The organism is Arthrobacter sp. 210 2, from assembly GCF_059093025.1.
The window spans coordinates 85,199-103,623 of sequence record NZ_JBNHIE010000003.1 but is presented as its reverse complement, the minus strand read 5'-3'; the positions used below and the strand labels follow the sequence as shown (position 1 = coordinate 103,623).

The window sequence follows — 18,425 nt, the reverse complement described above, 5'->3', positions numbered from 1 at the left end:
ACAGGCATGGAAACCATCTCGATCGTTGGCGGCGGAATCGCGGGACTGGCATTGGCCGCCTGCCTGGACCCGGACCGGTTCCAGGTGACGGTGTATGAGAAGCGCCCCGAACTGCCCGCTGTCGGAAACGCGCTGGGCATGTGGCCGAATGCCCAGCGTGCGCTGGAGCGGCTGGGAATCCTTGAAGAGGCGCGGGCGGTCAGCCCGGTGATCGGCAGCGGATCGGTCCGTGACGCCCAGGGTGAGCCGTGGGTCACCGTCAGCGTGGGGGATATGTTCGGCATATCCCGGGTTGACCTTCTCCGGTTGCTGGACGGCGCAGTCCCGGGAACCGTCCACCGGATTACCAGCAACGTCACATCACTTCCTGCCGACGGCAGCCTTGTGGTCGGCGCCGACGGCGTGCACAGCGCAGTCCGCCGGGAGATCTGGGGCGCCGCAACCGATGCCCGCCTCACCCCGTACCTCGCCCTCCGCGGCACTCTCCCAGCTCCGGTCAGTCCCGGCGAGGTGGGAGAGTACTGGGGCCGCGGCGACCTGTTCGGCATGGCTGCCGCCAGGGGAGGGTCCTTCTGGTACGCCAGCTACCGCTCCGGGGTGGGCCCGTACGGGATTAACGCAGCATCAGCCTTGGACCACGCCCGGGAACGCTATGCCACCCACGCCCCCGCCATCCGCCGCACGCTGGCCGCAGCCACTCCCGAAGCATGCCTGGTCCAGCGGATCTGGACAGTTCCGCGCCTGGGCTCCTATGTCCGCGGGCGGACCGCGCTCATCGGCGATGCCGCCCACGCCATGCTCCCCACCCTGGGTCGCGGCGCCTGCGAGTCCTTGGTGGACGCGGTGACACTGGCTGACCTTCTCAACACGCTGCCCGAAGACCAGGCACTGCGTGCCTACGACCGGCAGCGGCGGCTGCGGACCCGCGTCCTGAGCCTGGCATCCTCGGCGCTGGGGCGCGTCGCCCTCGCCGACGGTGGCCAGCCCTTCCGCGACCGCCTCCTCAGCCTCGCCCGACGGCGGAACGGACGTTCCGCCGTCGTCAGCGGTTCCGCGGACTGATCACCGGACGGGAGCTGCCGGCTGTGCGGCATCCTCTGTGGATACCGGCGTTCCAGGAAGACCCGGACCGGGAACCGGGGAGGCGGGCGGAACGGCCGGCAGCCGCTTCTTCCGTGACTTGCCCCTGCTTGAGCGGCCGTAGACGAGATACATGGTGACCCCGGTGATCACCATCAGGAGCACTGTGTAGACGAAGGTGTTGGCAACCCCCGCCACGCCTTCGGCGCCGTCGGTGTTGGCTTTGATGACCAGGCCCAGCGGCTGGACCAGGGGGTGGGCCAGGAAGATGGCCGTGTCGTAGTCGTCCAGCAGGCTGTTGAAGTTCAGTGCGGTGATGGCGGCGGCCGCCGGAAGCACCAGCGGCAGCAGGATCCGCCGGAACACATACAGCGTCCTGGCACCCATGATGGCCGCCGCTTCCTCCAGCGAGGAGTTCACCGAGGCGAAGGAAGCCTTCAGCATGCGGAGCGTGAACGGGATCTTGACGGTGACAAAGGCGATCAGGAGGATCACCGTGGTGCCTGTGAGCACCGCACCGCCCACCAGCGGATTGGGGTGGTCGTAGCTGATGATCAGGCCAAGGGCCAGCAGTGCCGAAGGCAGGATCCAGGGAATGTGCAGCAGGTATTCGAAAGCTGTTGCCGCCCAGTTTTTGTATTTCTGCAGCAGCCGGGCCACGAACAGCAGCCCGCCCACGGCGATGAGCGCGGCCAGTGCGCTGTACACCACGCTGACGATGAACGGCCGCAGCCCGGACTGCTGGGTCAGGACCCGCACGTAGTTGTCCAGGGTGAGGTTGCCCAGGGCGAGCTGGCCGGTCTGGATGGCGGCGCCGTCCGCGAATGAATACAGCACGATCAGCACCACGGGCAGTGTGTACACCGCGAACAGCAGGTATGCCAGCACATGGACGGCAATGTTGGCTGCGGGGTTGGTGATCTCCTGCTTCTGCAGCTCGGAGGACACCTTGGACACCGAGAAGTAGGTCCCGCCCTTCTCCAGGCGGGACATCACCGCGAGCATCAGGATGGTGGCCAGGCCAAGGATCACGGCCAGCAGCGCCGCGAGGTCCCGTGAGGTGGGGCTGTTGGTGAAGGTCAGGATCATCGGGGTGATGGTCTGGAAATCGCGCCCGCCCAGCACCTGCGGGGCGCTCAGTGCCCCCAGCCCGGTAAGGAAGGACAGGATGGTCACGGCGAACAGCGTGGGCTTGAGCATGGGAAGCACAATCCGGCGCAGGATGGTCCAGGTGGAGGCGCCCAGGTTCCGGGCGGCCTCGATGGTCTGGTAGTCGATGCCCTTCAGCGCGTTGGCCACGAACAGCATGTGGTTGGTGGTGGTGGCGAAGGTCATCACCACCAGGACAGCGAAGAACCCGGAGAACCAGCCCGGATCCATGCCGGGAAACACCTTCACCAACAAGGACGTGACAATCCCCTTGTCCCCATAGATGAACTTGTACCCGGCGGCCAGCACGATGCCGCCGTAGATGAACGTGGAGGCGTAGCCCAGGAAGAGGATCCGTGAGCCCCGGATCCGGAAGTAATGCGTCACCAGGACAATGAAGATGCCCACCAGGTTGACCGTGATGGACAGGGCCACTGCCAGCAGGAAGCTGTTGCCCAGCGCCTTCATGGCCCGCTGGGACGAGAAGAGCTTTTCGGCCGCCCGCCCGGAAAAGCTGCCGTCCGGAAAGAACGTGGCGATCAGGACGTTGACGTTGGGCCATACCAGGAACGCGGCGATGAACCAGGTGAGCACCACACCCACCACCAGGACGAACGGGGAGCGGACCATGCCGCGGACGGACGCGCTGCTCATGGCAGGACGACCGCCTGTTCCTGCTGCCTCAGGGCGACGCCTGTTTCCCGGTGGTACTGCAGGATATGGGCAGGCTGGAGGTAGACAGTGGTTTCCGTTCCCGGTTCCGGGTGGGCTCCGCCGTCCTCCTTGACCAGCAGCCGGATCTCCGCGCCGTGGCTGCGCACCACATACCGGCTGTGCAGGCCGTGGTAGGTGCGGGATACTACGGTACCGGGAAGTCCGACGGCGGGGCTGCCGCCGGCAGGTGCGGCAAGTGACGCCTTCTCCACCCGCAGGTAGGAGGTGGCTTCCGTGCTGAGCTGCGCGCCGGAAAGACGGTTCACTTCGGCCACGAACTCCGGTGTCAGGGTGGAGCTGTCACCGATGAAGTTGCAGACGAACTCCGTGCCGGCATGGTCGTAGATTTCCTGCGGGGTGCCCACCTGCTCCACCACTCCCTTGTTGAACACGGCCACCCGGTCGCTCATGGCCAGGGCTTCGTCCTGGTCATGGGTGACGTACACGGTGGTAATGCCGAACTCGCTCTGCAGGTCCTTGAGCTGCTGCCGGAGCTGGTGGCGGAGCTTGGCGTCCAGGTTGGACAGCGGCTCGTCCAGCAGCAGGATCTTGGGCCGCAGCACCAGTGCCCGCGCCACGGCCACCCGCTGCTGCTGCCCGCCGGACAGCTCGGCCACGTTCTTGGCCAGCTGCTCATCACTGAGTTCCACCCGGCGGGCAATGTCCCGGACAAGCCGGTCACTGTCGGCCTGCTTCTCCTTCCGGACCCGCAGGCCGAAGGCTATGTTCTCCCACACGCTCATGCTCGGAAACAGGGCATAGTTCTGGAACACCATGCCCACCTGCCGCTTATCGCTCGGCAGCCGGGTGACGTCCTTGCCGTCCACGTGGACAGTGCCCGCGGACGGCTGGATGAAACCTGCCAGGGTGCGCAGCGCCGTCGTCTTTCCGCAGCCTGACGGGCCCAGCAGGGTGAAGAATTCGCCCGGCCGGACGTGCAGGTCCAGGTGCGGTATGGCGGTGAAGTCACCAAAGGAAACTTCAATGTTGTCCAAGCGGATCATGGCAAAACCTGTCTGGTGGAGCGGGAAAGCTGGCGGCGGGAAACCGGACTACGTCATGTACTCGAGCTCGATCTTCTCCACCCAGGCGCCCATGTTCTCCTGCACGAACTCCCAGTCGATGTCCTGCTGCTTGAGGTCCGCGAAGAAGTCCACCACCTCGGGGTTGGCCTTCGCTTCGGCGGACTTGTTCACCGGCATGGAGTTGAACTGCTGGGCAAACGCACCCTGGACATCCGCACTGCCGAACCAGTCGATGAACTTCTGCGCCTGCTCCTTCTTCCCGGTCCCCTTCACCAGGGCGATCTGCTCCACCGCGAGCGGGACACCCACGGAGGGAATGACCGTGTCAACGTTCACCTTGAAGGACTTTTCCCGTTCGGCGATGATCGAGGACGGCATCTGTCCCATGTCCACCTCGCCGGAAGCGATGCGTGCGAAAAGGTCGGTCTTGGCAACGGCCGGGCTGCCGTTCTGGAAGTACTGCTCAACCTGCTGCCAGCCCTCATCGGAAATGCCCAGGTCGCCGGAGTCGTCCCGGTAGCGGCTGAGGATGCCGGCGAACACGAGCTGGGCGGTGGCCGTGCCCAGTCCGGTCACGCGCTCGTAGCGGTCCTTGAATTCATCCTTGGTCCACAGGTCCGTCCAGTCCTGCGGGGCGGCGTCCTTGGAGATCTTGTCTGAGTTGTAGCCCAGAAGGATGGCCTGTTTCACCAGGGGCCAGTAGGTTTCGCCGTCGCCCAGTTCCTTGTCCACCTCGCCTGCCCAGGAGGGGGTGTACGGTTCCAGGGCGTCTTCGGCCTTGATCTGCGAGAAGTACATGTTGTTCAAGCCGAAGGCCACGTCCGCGATCGGGTTGTTCTTCTCGGCAATCAGTTTGTTGGTGGCGTCCGCGCCGCCGGCACCCACGATCTCGATGGTGAAGCCGGCTTCTGCTGCCTTGGCGGTCAGCCATTCGCCGCGGCCTTCGCCGTTGGAGTTGGTGTACACCACCAGCGTTTCGCCGGAACCCCCGGCGGGAGCGGAGGACGCGTCCGCGGAGGAAGCGGGCGGAGTTGCGGCACCGCCGCATCCGGCAAGAAGGGCGGCGGCGACGGCGGCGGCAACCAAGGACTGCAATTTACGCACGATCAGGACTCATTTCTGCACTGGAACCGGAGCATGTCCGCACAGCCTATAGCCGGGCGTGCGGAATGGGGGGCTGTTTTGCTATCGATTCGATAAACAGCCCGGCTGTTCACTGTGGTCCAGTGGAGGGAATGGTGGGCGGCGTGCGGGTGAACGCCGGGTGAAACGTCAGTCCTGGGTCACCGTTTCCGTCAGGTGGTGGGTGGGAATGCGGTCGCGGTCGTAGGTGATCTCCGTGTAGCCATGCGGTTCGGGCTTTCCGGAGGGATTCAGGTTAACGAAGACGATCTCCTCGATGGTGAGGATGCTCTGCCGGGTGATCATGTTGCGGACTTCGGCGCGCATGGTCAGCGATGTCCTGCCGAACCGCGTGGCCGTCAGGCCCATCTCGATCAGGTCGCCCTGGACGGCCGAGCTGACGAAGTTGATTTCCGAGATGTACTTTGTCACCGCCCTGCCGTTGCCCAGCTGGAGGATGGCGTAGATCGCGGCTTCCTCGTCAATCCACTTCAGCAGGCTTCCACCGAACAGGGTCCCGTTGGCGTTGAGGTCCTCAGGACGTACCCACTTGCGGGTGCGGAAGGTGATGTCTGCTGTTTCCATAGGCCGAGATTAGCCGAGGCGCGGAACCCCTACGCACTTATGACGCCGGCCCTTATGCCATGGCCGTGTGGGCAGCGCTTCGTGCATCAATGCTCTTGGCGTAGCAGTAGGAGTGTTCCACCCCGATATAGGGACCATAATTCGGGACCGGCTCAAACCCGGAGTTCTGGTAGAAATTGCGGCCGTCCGGCTGTGCGGAACCGGCTTCGGCCTTGATCCTGGTGATCCCCTGTTTGTGTGCCTCTGCCTCCAGTGCGGCCAGGATGGAGCTGGCCACGCCCGAGCCTCGGGTGTAGGGAAGGACGTACAGGCGCTTGATCTCGGCGGTGGTGGAATCCAGGAGCCGGAGGCCGCCGCAGCCCACGGGCTGGCCCGATCCCTTGTCATACGCCACGAGGAACACGGCGCAATCAGCGCCCGACGGCGGTGTGCCGGGTTCGTGGTCAGGGGTACCAAAGCGCGCATCGAGTTCAGCCTGCTGCGCGCGGCGCAGGTCGGCGCCCACAGGGTTGGACCAGGATACCTGCCGGATGTTCAGCCGCGGATTGGTCTGCATGTCTGCCTCGATTCGCCGAAGGGATATGCATTATGAGGCTAGAAGCCGGCGGTTACGCGGGTGTTTCTTCTGCGTAAGCGGTTGGATAACGTGGACGGGCCGCTTAGCCCGTATTGCTAGCTTGCCTACTTATCAGTTGGTCTAAGATCAATCCATGGGTTCCACGGGTAACGAAGGCTCCGGCTACTGGTACGGTCCGGACGGGCAGTTGGATTACGGTGCTGCCGTGCTGAAGTCACTGCGCGATTACCGGGCCGCGGAGACTGCCGTCCGCCGTTCCACCAGGGACTCCATGGGCATGGGCGAAACGGACATCCTGGCGCTACGCTTCCTCCTCCGCGCCCAGGCTTCCGGGAAGGCGGTTGTTCCCAAGGATTTGAGCCAGTTCCTCGGCATCACCAGCGCGTCCACCACCTCGCTGATCGACAGGCTGGTGGCCAGCGGGCACGTCCGCCGCGAGGCCCACCCCTCCGACCGCCGTTCCATCGTCGTCATTCCCACCGTGGAATCCGACACGGAGGTGCGCGAAACGCTGGGTGCGATGCACCGCCGGATGATGACTGTTGCCGAAGGTCTGACGGCGGACCAGGCCCACGTCGTGGTCGACTTCCTGCAGCAGATGACGGATGCCCTCTCCGTCAGGGACGGGCACCAAAAAAGTAACTAGCCGGACTAGCTAGTCTGGCTAGTAATATGTAAGCTTACGATCAACCTTGAAGTTTCTTCCTTAGGGAGTCGTGAGCGCGTTGACCACTTTTACCGAAGTCCATTGCGGGACGCCCATGGAACTTGCCACTCCTGCCATCGGGCCGGCGGGCGCTGGTTACAGCTTTCCGCCGGACAATGCCGTCCTCATCGAACTGCCGCCGGTATGGCGTTGCCGCTGCGGATTCCAGCTCGATGCCTGGCTGCCCGCTGACTCAGCCGATGAAGCGGCCGCCCTGGCCGAAGCCTGCGTCCCGCCACGGCACCCATGACCGCGCCCGCCCTGGCTCCCGCAAAACAAGCACCCAGCGAACAGGGACACCCGGAACGGGGACGTGCGCACCGGCCTCGCCGCGCCGGGAACCCTGACGGAAGCGTCGTCGTCGCGGGGCGCTTTTACCTCAAGGAACGCCTTGGGCGCGGTTCCGCAGCAGAAGTCTTCCGGGCCGTGGACCTCGCAGGCGGACCGGATGTGGCCGTCAAGATGGCTTCGGTGCACTCAGCCAAGCAGCACGAGCGGATCCGCAACGAAGCCGGCATCCTGGCGGCGCTGGATCATCCCTCCATCATCAGGTTCATTGCCCACGGTTCCCTGCCGGACCACGGACCGCACGGCGGGCGGCCGTTCCTGGTGCAGGAGCTGGCGCTGGGATCCAGCATGTCCGAGGCAGTCCGGATCAACAGCCACAACCCCGGCGACGTGGCAGTCTGGGCCCACGGGCTGTTCAGTGCGCTCGCCCACCTTCACTCCAAGGGCCTGGTCCACCGCGACATCAAGCCTGCCAACCTGATGCTGAGCGGCCTGCGGAGAAGTCCTGTCCGGATCATCGACTTCGGAATCACAGCGGCAGCCGGCTCAGCACCCGAGCCGGGCATCTCCTCCGGAACAGTGCACTACATGAGCCCGGAACAGGCAGCAGGAGGGGCCGCCCGGCCGTCGTGGGATGTCTACTCCCTGGGGCTGGTCCTCCTGGAACTGCTGACCGGGACCAAGGCATTTCCCGGGACTGCCATCGAATCCCTGGTGGCCAGGACGCTTCGCAGCCCTGATGTTCCTGATGTCGTGGCGCCCCGCTGGAGGCCGTTCCTGCGGTCCCTGACGGCCATGGACAGCCGGGAACGTCCGACGGTGGAAGAGGCTGCGGCGTTTGCCGCACGGCTTGTCCCGCGGCACTGAGCCGTGACGGCTAAGGGCCCGCTACGTTCCCACCGGTAGGATCTTCTGCCGTGGGATCTGCGAGGGCCAGCCCGCCGACAGGGCTGCCGTCCCAGTGGAGCAGTTTCCAGCCCGCGTCGGGGTCGCCTTCCAGGGCGACGATTCCGGTGTTCGCCAGTACGTGGCGTGCGGCGAACTCGTGGTCAGCGTCCTCCGCCCGGCGCCCGGCCCAGGTGCGGATCGCGGCACCATGGCTGACTACCGCTGCAGTTTCATGCTGTCCTTGAGCCGCCTGGTCCACCACCCGGGTGATGGCAGCGTCGAAGCGGTCGAAGAACGCGTGGCCGTCCGGCCCCGCCGGCATGCGGACATCAAGATCCCCGGCCGCCCAGGCGAACACCGTCCCCATGTACCGCTTGTGGGACTCGTGGTCCGTCAGTTTTTCCAAGGCGCCGGCCTCGATCTCATGAAGGCCATCCAGCACGGTCACATCCAGACTGTGCAGCTTGCCCAGCGGCGCCGCGGTGATCTGTGTGCGGATCAGGGTGGAGGCATACAGCGCGCCGATCGGCTCGTTGGCCAGCGACCTGGCCATGGCCTCGGCCTGCCGTTCGCCAAGTTCGGTGAGCCCGGGCCCCGGATGGGCGGTATCCAGCTGGCCAAGGACGTTGCCGGGGGTTTGTCCATGACGGATGAGCAGCAGCTTCATGCTCTCCAGTTTCGCACCCCGGCAACAGGACCGTGGACCGGCGCCGTGCAGGGCCTGGCAACGCGAAGGCGCCGGGCCCGCCAGAGCCCGGCGCCGCCGTCGTACTTCCTTTGATGTTTGCCGACCGGCCTACTTGAGGTGGTCCACCAGCTGGTCGGCGATGCCCGTGTACTTCCCGGGCGTCAGAGCGAGCAGGCGGGCCTCAGCGTCGGCCGAAAGGCCAAGGCTCTGCACGAATTCCTGCATGCGGGCGGCGTCCACGCGCTGGCCCCGGGTGAGGTCCTTGAGCCGCTCGTACGGGTTTTCCATGCCTTCGACGCCGGCAATCGCCTCCGCGCGCATGACCATCTGGATGGCCTCGCCCAGGACTTCCCAGTTGGTGTCGAGATCCCCGGCCAGCACGTCCTCAGCGACGTCCAGGCGTTCCAGGCCTTTGGCGACGTTGGAGATGGCGAGCAGTGAGTGGCCAAAGGCCACGCCGATGTTGCGCTGGCTGGAGGAGTCCGTGAGGTCGCGCTGCCAGCGGGAGGTCACCAGGGTGGCGGCCAGGGTGTCCAGCAGGCCGTTGGAGATTTCGAGGTTGGCCTCGGCATTCTCGAAGCGGATCGGGTTGACCTTGTGCGGCATGGTGGAGGAACCGGTGGCTCCGGCCACGGGGATCTGGGCGAAGTAGCCGATGGAGATGTAGCTCCAGATGTCCGTGCAGACGTTGTGCAGGATGCGGTTGAAACGCGCGACGTCGGCGTACAGTTCTGCCTGCCAGTCGTGGCTTTCAATCTGCGTGGTGAGGGGGTTCCAGGTCAGCCCCAGCCCTTCCACGAAGGACTTGGCCACGTGCTGCCAGTCTGCGCCGGGAACCGAAGCAACGTGGGCGGCGTAGGTGCCGGTGGCACCGTTGATCTTGCCGAGGTACTCCGTCCGGGCGATCCGCTCCAGCTGGCGTGTGAGGCGGTGTGCGATGACCGCCAGTTCCTTGCCCAGGGTGGTGGGCGTGGCCGGCTGCCCGTGGGTCCGCGACAGCATGGGAACGGCGCGGTTGTCCTCAGCCATCCTGCTGATCTGGGCCACGAGCGCGCGGGCAGCGGGCAGCCACACGTCCTCCACAGCGCCCTTGACTCCCAGGGCGTAGGAGAGGTTGTTGATGTCCTCGGATGTGCAGCCGAAGTGGACCATGGCCGTCAGGTTTTCAATGCCGATGCCGGGGAGGCGGCGTCCGATGTAGTACTCCACGGCTTTGACGTCGTGAACCGTGACGGCTTCGATTTCGGCCAGTTCAGCGACTGACGCGGCGTCGAATTCGGTGACGATGGCGCGGAGCTGCTCCTCCTGTTCCGGTGTGAGCCGCCCGGCGCCCGGGAGGACGTTGTTGCTGGTCAGGTGGATGAGCCATTCCACTTCCACAGCCACACGGTCACGGTTCAGCGCAGCTTCGGACAGGTAATCAACCAGCGGCGCGACGGCGGACTGGTACCGGCCGTCCAGGGGACCGAGCGCGATTTTTTCCGGTGACGCGGCAAGGGCCAGGCGTCCTGAGGGCGTACGTGTATCAGCTGTGGCGGCAGTTTCAGGCATGTGCTGATTCTTTCACGAACTCCGTCGGCTCCTTAAGCGTGCCTTTGCACGTTACTTGTCCACATAGCCGCCGGCGGTGCTGGGGTTGCTGCCGGGTCTTCCTTAGCGTTGTCTAACCAGTAGAACAATGCGAGGGCAGCAACCCGTGGGCTGCCCAGGGTGGGGGAGTGCGGATGTGGAATGTATTGGGGGACGGCATGCCCGGAGCGGCAGACCATGTCGCCGCCGACCTCATGCCACTGGCGGGACGGCTCGGGTCCTGCATGGCAAGGGTTGAGGAAGTCATCGCTGGCCTGAGGGCTATCCAGCTGCTCGACTGGCAGTCACCGGCGGGGCAGGCCTACCGGAACACCGTCGCCCGCCAGGAGGCTGCCCTGCGCCAGGCTTCGGAATGCCTGGCGGAAGCCAAGGCCGCCGTTGCACGGCATGCCCAGGAGAGCGTCGCGGCTGCACTCGCCAATAGCCAGCACTGATGCAAGGCGGACAACCCATGGACACTGACCGCATTCGCCTGTTCGGCCCCTCCAGGGAGGGACATCTGAGCATCAGGGGCGGCCCCACGGGCATCAGCGTCCAGCTCGAAGAGCTGACGGCAGGCGCGGAGAAGCTGGATACCCTGGCCAGTGACCTCGTTGCCGTTGAGCAGGAGACCGGGCGGATCCTGGACCACCTTTGCTGGGTTGACCGGCAGCCGGCATGGTCCACGTCCGCCCACCTGGCCGCCGTGCGGAACGGCCAGTGGCGCGTCCAGGCTGCCAGGGCAGAGCTACAGCGCATCAGCAGCCAGATACGTGCCTGCCTCCGGGACTATGAGGACGCGGAGTGGCGTGCCAACGCCGGGAGGTTCCTCGGAATCACGAGTGTGGAGGAGTTCAGCACCTCGTGGGCCACCATGGCCGCAGCAGGAGTCCCGGACCGGCGGACCGCAGAATCCATCATCACCATGCTGGGGCTGGCGGCTCCGGATGTCCGGGCAAGGATCGATCAGGAACCTTTCGTCCGGGACGCCCTGATGTTCCTGGTCGCGAACTTCATACCCAGGCCGCTCGCCGCGCGGCAGGAAGAGTCCGCCCAGGTGGAACTGGATGCATCACCGGCCGGCCTCCTGGAGCGCATCCGGAACGTCGATGCCCGCGGTCCCGGACACATTGAGGTCCTTGAGGTCCATAACGGCGGTGCTGCAACGTACGTGGTGGTCCTTCCCGGCACCCAGGCGGCAGGAATGTACGCGGGCGGTGACAACCCCTTCGACGAAGCCGGCATCGCGGAGGCGATGCTGTACGGCTCGGAGGAGATCAACCGGGCCGTCCTTGCTGCTCTGGAAACCGCCGGGGCAGAACGTGGTGCCGCCGTGGTTGCGGTGGGCTACAGCCAGGGCGGGATCCATGCCATGAACCTGGCTTCCGATCCCCGCGTCCTGGAACAGTACGACGTCAAGTATGTGCTGACAGCCGGCTCGCCGGTGGCCGGGACCAGGCCGGGAGCGGGAGTAAGCTCACTGCACCTTGAACACGAGGCTGACTGGGTGCCCGGAAGCGATGGTCTGGCGAACCCCGAAACCCGCAACCGGGTCACCGTATCCATGGCCTCCCCCGTTTCCGCTCAGGAGGATAAGGGGCTGGGCCCTGGCCACAGCTTCGAGGGGTACCAGGATGCCGCGCGGCTGGTCGCGGACAGCAGCGACCCGTCCCTGATACAGTCCACCGCAGTGCTGACAGGCGTCCTTGGAGTGGGCGGGACCGCCACGGCCACCCGTTTCTCCCTCTCGAGGGCTAAGGGCCCCATGCCCACGCTCACCCCGCAGGACCCCCGCGCCCACGGGCGGGGACATGGCGGCCGGTAGCCCCGCGGGTGGAATCCGGCAGGCTAACGCTTCCGTCCCCCGGGCAGCACACCTGCCACCAGCGATACCAGGGAAATGATGATGGCCGCCAGTACGGCGGTCCAGAAGAAGGAATCGATGGTGAACTCCACCGGTGTGTAACTGCTGATCCAGGACGTCAGGTACAGCATCGCGGCATTGATGACGATGGTGAAGAGTCCCAGGGTGAGGATGGTGATGGGGAGTGCGAGGAACCGCACCAGGGGCCGGACAAACGCGTTCACCACGCCAAAGATGGCACCGATAAAGAGGTAGGCCAGGACCAGGCCGATGGTGTCCGTGCCTTCCGTAACACCGGTCCTGGCCACAGCCTCGGAGGCCTCCTGGCTGGAGATTTCCAGGCCGGGCAGGGCCCAGCTCGCTGCCCAGATGGCAGCGGCGTTGATGATGACCCGAAGAATGAAGGAACCCATGGCCCCATGCTCGCACAGCGTGCTGGACGGGGGCTGGGTACGGTAGGGCCTTCTTCCCACGCCGGAAGAAGCTAATGCACCACCCGGAACGGTTATCGCACGAGAAGTAGGCTAGTGCGCATGACCTCATCAGAGACCCTGGCCGGTGGAATCCCGCCGCGTCCGGTGGTAGGCCGGCTGCCCCGCTACGCGGCCGGAAAACCGCCCGCCGCCGTCGACGGACTGGCCAGTTACAAGTTGTCCTCCAACGAGAACCCGCTCCCGCCGCTCCCCGCAGTTATCGAGGCGATCGCGCAGCAGACCGATTTCAACCGCTATCCGGACCCGGTCAGCACCAAGCTTCGGGCGGCGCTCGCGGATTTCCTCAATGTCCCCGCCGAGGACATCGTCACCGGAGCGGGCAGCCTGGGTGCCCTCAACCAGATCCTCGCCGCGTTCGCTGGCCAGAACGACGACGGCAAGGCCGATGAAGTCATCTATGCCTGGCGCTCCTTTGAGGCTTATCCCATCAGCGTGGGCCTGGCCGGGGCGGAGAGTGTCCGGATTCCCGTAACCTCCGACGGCCGGCACAACCTGGACGCCATGGCGGCAGCGGTTACGGCCCGCACCAGGGTGATACTCCTGTGCACGCCCAACAACCCCACCGGCCCGGCCCTTACCGCCGCCGAGACCGAAGCCTTCATCCGCTCGGTGCCTTCCAACGTCGTGGTGGTCATTGATGAGGCGTACCAGGAGTTCGTGCGGGCAGCCAATGTGGTGGACGGGATCGCCCTTTACCGGAAATACCCCAACGTGGTGGTACTCCGGACTTTCTCCAAAGCGCACGGCCTGGCTGGCCTGCGCGTCGGCTACAGCGTCTCCAATCCAGCGCTGACCCAGCACCTGCGGGTGGCTGCGACGCCGTTCGCGGTGTCGCAGATTGCCGAAAAGGCGGCCATTGTTTCCCTCCAGAATTTCCCTCAGGTTGTAGAAAGGGTACAAACGCTGGTGGACGAGCGGGCCCGCGTTACTGCCGGTCTGCGGGACCTTGGCTGGGCTGTTCCGGATGCGCAGGGAAACTTCGTCTGGCTGGATCTGGGGTCCGACAGCAGCCAATTTGCAGAGCTGGCGGGAGCCCAGGGGCTCTCGGTACGCGCTTTTCCCGGCGAGGGGGTCAGGGTTAGCGTCGGCGAGCAAGAGGCCAACACGCGCTTCCTTCGGTTATGTGCCGACTATACAAAGGCCCCGCGGGGTTCCTAGCGCTTAACAAGTAGTCCTGCGGCTACCTACTGAAGATAAAGTTAGGATCAGTAAGCCAATGTATATGCCGCACCGGGAATGTATTCCTTTTGAGGCATATATCCCAGCGACATTGCATTGCATCCGGATGCGGCAAGCAAGGAGACGGTATGGGCACACATCTGCCTTCCACCGAGTTCGACGGAACAGCGGTTGACGACCAGCGGGAAGCTGATGCGGAAGCCGTTATGGGCGAGCCCCCGGCGCAGATGGTGCAGCTGCTGGGTCCCGACGGAAAGCTGGGTTCCGATCCGGTGTACAGCGAGTACGCCGACAAGCTCACGCCCGATGCCCTGCGCGGGCTTTACGGCGATATGGCTGCCATCCGCCGGTTCGACGTGGAGGCCACCGCGCTGCAGCGCCAGGGCCAGCTGGCGCTGTGGGTGCCCCTGACCGGGCAGGAAGCTGCCCAGATCGGTTCGGGCAGGGCCAGCCAGCCGCAGGACTACATTTTTCCCACCTACCGTGAACACGGGGTGGCGCTGACGAGGAACGTGGACCTGGCTGAGCTCCTCCGCCAGTTCCGGGGCGTCTCTAATGGCGGCTGGAACCCCAAGGACACCAACTTCCACCTCTACACACTGGTCCTGGCCGCCCAGACCCTCCATGCCGTGGGCTACGCCATGGGAATCCAGCGGGACCAGAAGCTTGCCGCAGCCGCCGGCTCCAAGGCGGAGGTGCCGGACGCCGCGGTCATCGCCTACTTCGGGGATGGCGCCAGTTCCGAGGGTGACGTCCACGAATCCATGGTCTTCGCCTCCTCGTACAACGCTCCCGTGGTGTTCTTCTGCCAGAACAACCACTGGGCCATCTCGGTACCCACCAACGTGCAGACCCGCGTTCCGCTGTCCAACCGTGCCAAGGGCTACGGCTTCCCCGGCATCCGGGTGGACGGCAACGACGTCATCGCCGTCCACGCCGTCACCGAGTGGGCCCTGGAGCACGCACGCCAAGGCAAGGGCCCGGTCCTGATCGAGGCCTTCACCTACCGCGTCGGCGCCCACACCACCGCCGATGACCCCACCAAATACCGCCCGTCCTCCGAAGAGGACGCCTGGCGGGCCAAGGATCCCCTGCTGCGGCTGGAGAAATACCTGCGCGCCCAAGGCCTCGCGGACGACGCCTTCTTCGCCCAGGTCAAGGCCGACGGCGACGAACTCGCCTCCTACGTCCGGCGCACTACCCATGACCTTGAGACCCCGAACATCCGCTCCGCCTTCGCCAACACCTACGCAGAGGCGCACCCGCTGGTGGCCGAAGAGCTGGCGTGGTTCGAGGAATACTCCGCAGGGTTTGCCGGTGAGGAACCCCCGGCGGTACCGGCCGGACAGGCAGCAGCAAAGGCAGGCCACTGATGACCACCATGACCATTGCCAAGGCCATCAACGAAGGCCTCCGCGCCACCCTGGCCAGCAACCCGAAATCACTCCTGATGGGCGAAGACATCGGCCCGCTGGGCGGCGTCTACCGCGTAACAGACGGGCTCATCGGTGAATTCGGCCCCGACCGCGTGGTGGACACCCCCCTGGCGGAATCCGGCATCATCGGCACTGCCATTGGCCTGGCGCTGCGGGGTTACAGCCCCGTGTGCGAGATCCAGTTCGACGGCTTCGTCTTCCCGGGTTTCAACCAGATCACCACCCAGCTCGCCAAGATGCATGCCCGCAGCAACGGCAACCTCACGGTTCCCGTGGTCATCCGGATCCCCTACGGCGGCGGCATCGGTTCCGTGGAGCATCACTCCGAATCCCCGGAGGCCCTGTTCGCCCACACTGCGGGCTTGCGCATCATCACCCCGTCCAACGCGCATGACGCCTACTGGATGATCCAGCAGGCCGTGGAATGCCTGGATCCCGTGATCATTTTTGAGCCGAAGCGGCGCTACTGGCTTAAGGGCGACGTGGATGTGGAGAACCCGGGGCCGTCAGCGGATCCGTTCAAGGCCCACGTCCTCCGGGAAGGTACCGACGCCACCATCGTGGCCTACGGCCCCCTGGTTCCCGTTGCCCTCGCGGCCGCCAATGCCGCGGAGGAGGACGGCCGCAGCGTCGAAGTCATCGACCTTCGCTCCATCTCGCCCCTGGACTTCGATACCGTGACGGCCTCCGTACAGAAGACCGGCCGGCTGATCGTCGCCCACGAGGCCCCGACGTTCGGCGGGATCGGCGGCGAAATTGCCGCGCGGATCAGCGAACGTGCCTTCCACTCACTCGAGGCCCCCGTGATCCGCGTGGGCGGCTTCCACATGCCCTATCCCGTTGCCAAGGTGGAGGAAGACTACCTTCCGGACATCGACCGCATCCTCGAGGCGCTGGACCGCGCCCTCTCCTACTGAGGACACCATGACTCTCAACAAGTTCAACCTGCCGGACGTCGGCGAGGGCCTCACCGAGGCGGAAATTGTCTCCTGGAAGGTCAAGCCCGGTGACGCCGTCGCCATCAACGATGTCCTGTGCGAAATCGAAACCGCAAAGTCCATCGTGGAACTGCCCTCCCCGTTTGCCGGGACAGTCACCGAACTGCTGGTCCCCGAAGGGGTGACCATCGACGTCGGGACGGCCATCATCAGCGTCAGCGATGACGTGGCAGGCGACCCCACGCCCGCAGACGTGCGCGCCCCGGAAACGCCCGTGCAGCCCCTCTACGGCATGCTGCCCGCCGATGAGGGAGCAAGGGCCGACGGCGGCGCGCAGGAAAGTGCCCTGGCCGGCGGTCCGCTGGTGGGTTCCGGACCGAAGGCCGACGCCGTCAAGCGCCGCCCGCGGAAAGCCCAGCCCTCCGCTGCCGTGACACTCAACGCCCCGGAAGTGGAGCCCGTCCAGCCACACACGCCGGCCGCCGTGACAGCAGCACCCGAGGTTTCGGCCGGCCCGGCCGCAGGTGACATGGACAACCGCCCCACCCTGGGCGGCACCATCACGGGCCTGGTCAACCGGGTCCTGGCCAAGCCTCCCGTACGCAAGATTGCCCGGGACCTCGGCATCGACCTTGCGGACGTGGTGGCCACCGGTTCACGGGGCGAGGTGACCCGCGAGGACCTGGTCAGCTACCAGGCCCAGCGCGACGCAGAGCTGGACAAGGCGGACGGCTTCTGGGGCAAAGCGGGCAAGCCGCAGGACCAGCGGATTGAACGGATTCCGGTCAAGGGCGTCCGCAAGGCCACGGCCAAGGCGATGGTGGAATCCGCGTTCTCCGCGCCGCACGTCAGCATCTTTGTGGACGTGGACGCCAGCCGCACCATGGAGTTCGTCAAGCGGCTCAAGGCATCCCGGGATTTCGAGGGCATCAGGGTCTCCCCGCTGCTCATCCTGGCCAAGGCCGTCATCTGGGCTGCCGCGCGCAACCCCAGCGTCAACGCCACCTGGGTGGACAACGCGGACGGGGCTGACGCCGCGGAAATCCACGTCAAGCACTACATGAACCTGGGCATCGCGGCTGCCACGCCGCGGGGCCTGATGGTGCCGAACATCAAGAACGCACAGGACCTGTCCCTGAAGGAGCTGGCGCTGGCGCTGAATAACCTGGCCACCACCGCCAGGGCCGGAAAAACCCAGCCCGCCGAGATGCAGGGCGGCACGCTGACCATCACGAACATCGGCGCCCTGGGCATCGACACGGGAACGCCCATCATCAACCCGGGCGAGGTGGCCATCGTTGCCTTTGGCACCATCAAGCAGAAACCCTGGGTCCTTGACGGTGAAGTGATCCCGCGCTGGATCACCACGCTTGGCGGCTCGTTCGACCACCGCGTTGTGGACGGTGACCTCTCCGCCCGCTTCATGGCGGACGTCGCCGCCATCCTGGAAGAGCCTGCGCTCCTCCTTGACTGACGGCGTGGGCATCAGCGCCGGCACCATCCGGGCGAAGAACAGGACCGCCCGGTGGCTGACGGAGACGTTTCAGCCTCCCGTGGTGGTGAGCATCCAGCTGCTGGTCAGTCCGCTGACCGAGGGCGGTTTTCCGGCCACCATGGCGTACGGCGCGTTGGCGGCCCTGTTTGTCTGCGTGCTTCCGCTGCTTCTGCTGCTGGTCCTGGTCCGGCTGGGAAAGGTTACCGACCATCATGTCAGTAACCGGAAGCAGCGGGCTCCTGTCCTGCTGATGGCCCTGGCATCGATCCTTGTAGGGCTGGTGGTCCTGGAGGCTGTTGGCGCGCCCCGGAGCGTTGTTGCCATGGTCCTTGCGGTGGTTGGCGGAGTCGTGGTGCTGGCCGGAGTGAGCCCGTTCTGGAAGATCAGCGGGCACGCTGCCGCCATCTCCTGCTCGACCGTCATCGCCGTGCTGATGCTCGGGGCGGCCTGGACTCCGTTGCTTCTCCTGATCCCGGCCGTCGGCTGGTCCCGTGTGGTACTGCGGGCCCATTCGGTGGCACAGGTGGTGACGGGGTCACTCTTCGGCGGAGTGGTGATGGCAGGCATCTGGTGGATCCTGCAGGGCCTGATGGTGGCCTAGGCAGTACAAGTCCCGGCCGGGCAGGCC

At 65.6% G+C, this 18,425-nt stretch carries 19 protein-coding genes; 11 read left to right on the top strand and 8 right to left on the bottom strand.

What is annotated here, in order from left to right; translation table 11 throughout:
• Nucleotides 1-6: 6 nt before the first annotated feature.
• Entirely contained in the window at nucleotides 7-1,062 is a 1,056-nt protein-coding gene (locus AC5RWA_RS07755) for an FAD-dependent monooxygenase (RefSeq protein WP_494057154.1), read from the top strand.
• Here AC5RWA_RS07755 and AC5RWA_RS07750 read toward each other — a convergent pair whose 3' ends face one another.
• The 5 genes from AC5RWA_RS07750 to AC5RWA_RS07730 all read right to left on the bottom strand — a co-directional run bounded on the left by AC5RWA_RS07750 (nucleotide 1,063) and on the right by AC5RWA_RS07730 (nucleotide 6,231).
• A complete protein-coding gene (locus tag AC5RWA_RS07750) occupies nucleotides 1,063-2,883 on the bottom strand; it encodes an ABC transporter permease (RefSeq protein ID WP_494057153.1) in 1,821 nt (606 codons plus the stop codon).
• Nucleotides 2,880-3,947, bottom strand: coding sequence for an ABC transporter ATP-binding protein (locus tag AC5RWA_RS07745; protein WP_115526105.1), 1,068 nt, complete (start codon nucleotides 3,945-3,947; stop codon nucleotides 2,880-2,882). The genes AC5RWA_RS07750 and AC5RWA_RS07745 overlap by 4 nt, the downstream gene beginning before the upstream one ends.
• Nucleotides 3,948-3,995: 48 nt before the next feature.
• Complete coding sequence (locus tag AC5RWA_RS07740) at nucleotides 3,996-5,072, bottom strand: extracellular solute-binding protein (RefSeq protein ID WP_494057152.1); 1,077 nt, start codon at nucleotides 5,070-5,072, stop codon at nucleotides 3,996-3,998.
• Between the two features lie 168 nt (nucleotides 5,073-5,240).
• Complete coding sequence (locus AC5RWA_RS07735) at nucleotides 5,241-5,675, bottom strand: acyl-CoA thioesterase (RefSeq protein ID WP_079598037.1); 435 nt, start codon at nucleotides 5,673-5,675, stop codon at nucleotides 5,241-5,243.
• 52 nt (nucleotides 5,676-5,727) lie between these two features.
• Nucleotides 5,728-6,231 carry a GNAT family N-acetyltransferase gene (locus tag AC5RWA_RS07730; protein WP_079598036.1) on the bottom strand — a complete coding sequence of 168 codons (504 nt, stop codon included), beginning with the start codon at nucleotides 6,229-6,231 and terminating at the stop codon, nucleotides 5,728-5,730.
• 154 nt (nucleotides 6,232-6,385) lie between these two features.
• Between AC5RWA_RS07730 and AC5RWA_RS07725 the strand changes: the two genes are divergently transcribed.
• The 3 genes from AC5RWA_RS07725 (at nucleotide 6,386) to AC5RWA_RS07715 (ending at nucleotide 8,113) form a co-directional block, all read left to right on the top strand.
• Nucleotides 6,386-6,898 carry a MarR family winged helix-turn-helix transcriptional regulator gene (locus tag AC5RWA_RS07725; protein WP_275725282.1) on the top strand — a complete coding sequence of 171 codons (513 nt, stop codon included), beginning with the start codon at nucleotides 6,386-6,388 and terminating at the stop codon, nucleotides 6,896-6,898.
• A gap of 70 nt (nucleotides 6,899-6,968) precedes the next feature.
• Nucleotides 6,969-7,208 carry a hypothetical protein gene (locus AC5RWA_RS07720; protein ID WP_494057151.1) on the top strand — a complete coding sequence of 80 codons (240 nt, stop codon included), beginning with the start codon at nucleotides 6,969-6,971 and terminating at the stop codon, nucleotides 7,206-7,208.
• On the top strand, nucleotides 7,205-8,113 hold the full coding sequence (locus AC5RWA_RS07715) for a serine/threonine-protein kinase (RefSeq protein ID WP_494057150.1): 909 nt from the start codon (nucleotides 7,205-7,207) through the stop codon (nucleotides 8,111-8,113). Before AC5RWA_RS07720 ends, AC5RWA_RS07715 begins: the two co-directional genes overlap by 4 nt.
• A gap of 10 nt (nucleotides 8,114-8,123) precedes the next feature.
• On the opposite strand, the gene AC5RWA_RS07710 is transcribed toward AC5RWA_RS07715, so the two are convergent.
• Both AC5RWA_RS07710 and purB read right to left on the bottom strand, forming a co-directional pair.
• Nucleotides 8,124-8,801, bottom strand: a complete 678-nt coding sequence (locus AC5RWA_RS07710; protein WP_494057149.1) for a histidine phosphatase family protein — start codon at nucleotides 8,799-8,801, stop codon at nucleotides 8,124-8,126.
• Between the two features lie 129 nt (nucleotides 8,802-8,930).
• Nucleotides 8,931-10,373, bottom strand: coding sequence for an adenylosuccinate lyase (gene purB, locus AC5RWA_RS07705; RefSeq protein WP_494057148.1), 1,443 nt, complete (start codon nucleotides 10,371-10,373; stop codon nucleotides 8,931-8,933).
• A 173-nt stretch (nucleotides 10,374-10,546) separates the two neighbouring features.
• On the opposite strand from purB, the gene AC5RWA_RS07700 reads away from it, so the two are divergent.
• Together AC5RWA_RS07700 and AC5RWA_RS07695 are read left to right on the top strand one after the other, a co-directional pair.
• The gene (locus tag AC5RWA_RS07700; RefSeq protein ID WP_275725288.1) at nucleotides 10,547-10,846 is read left to right on the top strand and encodes a hypothetical protein; all 300 of its coding nucleotides are present in this window, start codon (nucleotides 10,547-10,549) and stop codon (nucleotides 10,844-10,846) included.
• A 17-nt stretch (nucleotides 10,847-10,863) separates the two neighbouring features.
• Complete coding sequence (locus tag AC5RWA_RS07695; RefSeq protein ID WP_494057147.1) at nucleotides 10,864-12,216, top strand: hypothetical protein; 1,353 nt, start codon at nucleotides 10,864-10,866, stop codon at nucleotides 12,214-12,216.
• Between the two features lie 23 nt (nucleotides 12,217-12,239).
• Here the strand turns inward: AC5RWA_RS07695 and AC5RWA_RS07690 are convergent, their stop codons facing one another.
• A complete protein-coding gene (locus AC5RWA_RS07690; protein ID WP_494057146.1) occupies nucleotides 12,240-12,668 on the bottom strand; it encodes a phage holin family protein in 429 nt (142 codons plus the stop codon).
• Nucleotides 12,669-12,788: 120 nt separating this feature from the next.
• On the opposite strand from AC5RWA_RS07690, the gene AC5RWA_RS07685 reads away from it, so the two are divergent.
• From AC5RWA_RS07685 to AC5RWA_RS07665, 5 genes are all read left to right on the top strand, one after another.
• Nucleotides 12,789-13,907: a histidinol-phosphate transaminase gene (locus tag AC5RWA_RS07685; protein ID WP_494057145.1), complete on the top strand. Its 1,119-nt coding sequence runs from the start codon at nucleotides 12,789-12,791 to the stop codon at nucleotides 13,905-13,907.
• A gap of 149 nt (nucleotides 13,908-14,056) precedes the next feature.
• Nucleotides 14,057-15,301 carry a pyruvate dehydrogenase (acetyl-transferring) E1 component subunit alpha gene (pdhA, locus tag AC5RWA_RS07680; protein WP_079598026.1) on the top strand — a complete coding sequence of 415 codons (1,245 nt, stop codon included), beginning with the start codon at nucleotides 14,057-14,059 and terminating at the stop codon, nucleotides 15,299-15,301.
• Nucleotides 15,301-16,281, top strand: coding sequence for an alpha-ketoacid dehydrogenase subunit beta (locus AC5RWA_RS07675; protein ID WP_079598025.1), 981 nt, complete (start codon nucleotides 15,301-15,303; stop codon nucleotides 16,279-16,281). Before pdhA ends, AC5RWA_RS07675 begins: the two co-directional genes overlap by 1 nt.
• Nucleotides 16,282-16,288: 7 nt before the next feature.
• Nucleotides 16,289-17,776 (top strand): dihydrolipoamide acetyltransferase family protein, encoded by a 1,488-nt coding sequence (locus AC5RWA_RS07670; RefSeq protein ID WP_494057144.1) that lies wholly within the window; start codon nucleotides 16,289-16,291, stop codon nucleotides 17,774-17,776.
• Nucleotides 17,769-18,398 (top strand): phosphatase PAP2 family protein, encoded by a 630-nt coding sequence (locus AC5RWA_RS07665; protein WP_494057143.1) that lies wholly within the window; start codon nucleotides 17,769-17,771, stop codon nucleotides 18,396-18,398. Before AC5RWA_RS07670 ends, AC5RWA_RS07665 begins: the two co-directional genes overlap by 8 nt.
• The last annotated feature ends 27 nt before the right edge of the window (nucleotides 18,399-18,425 follow it).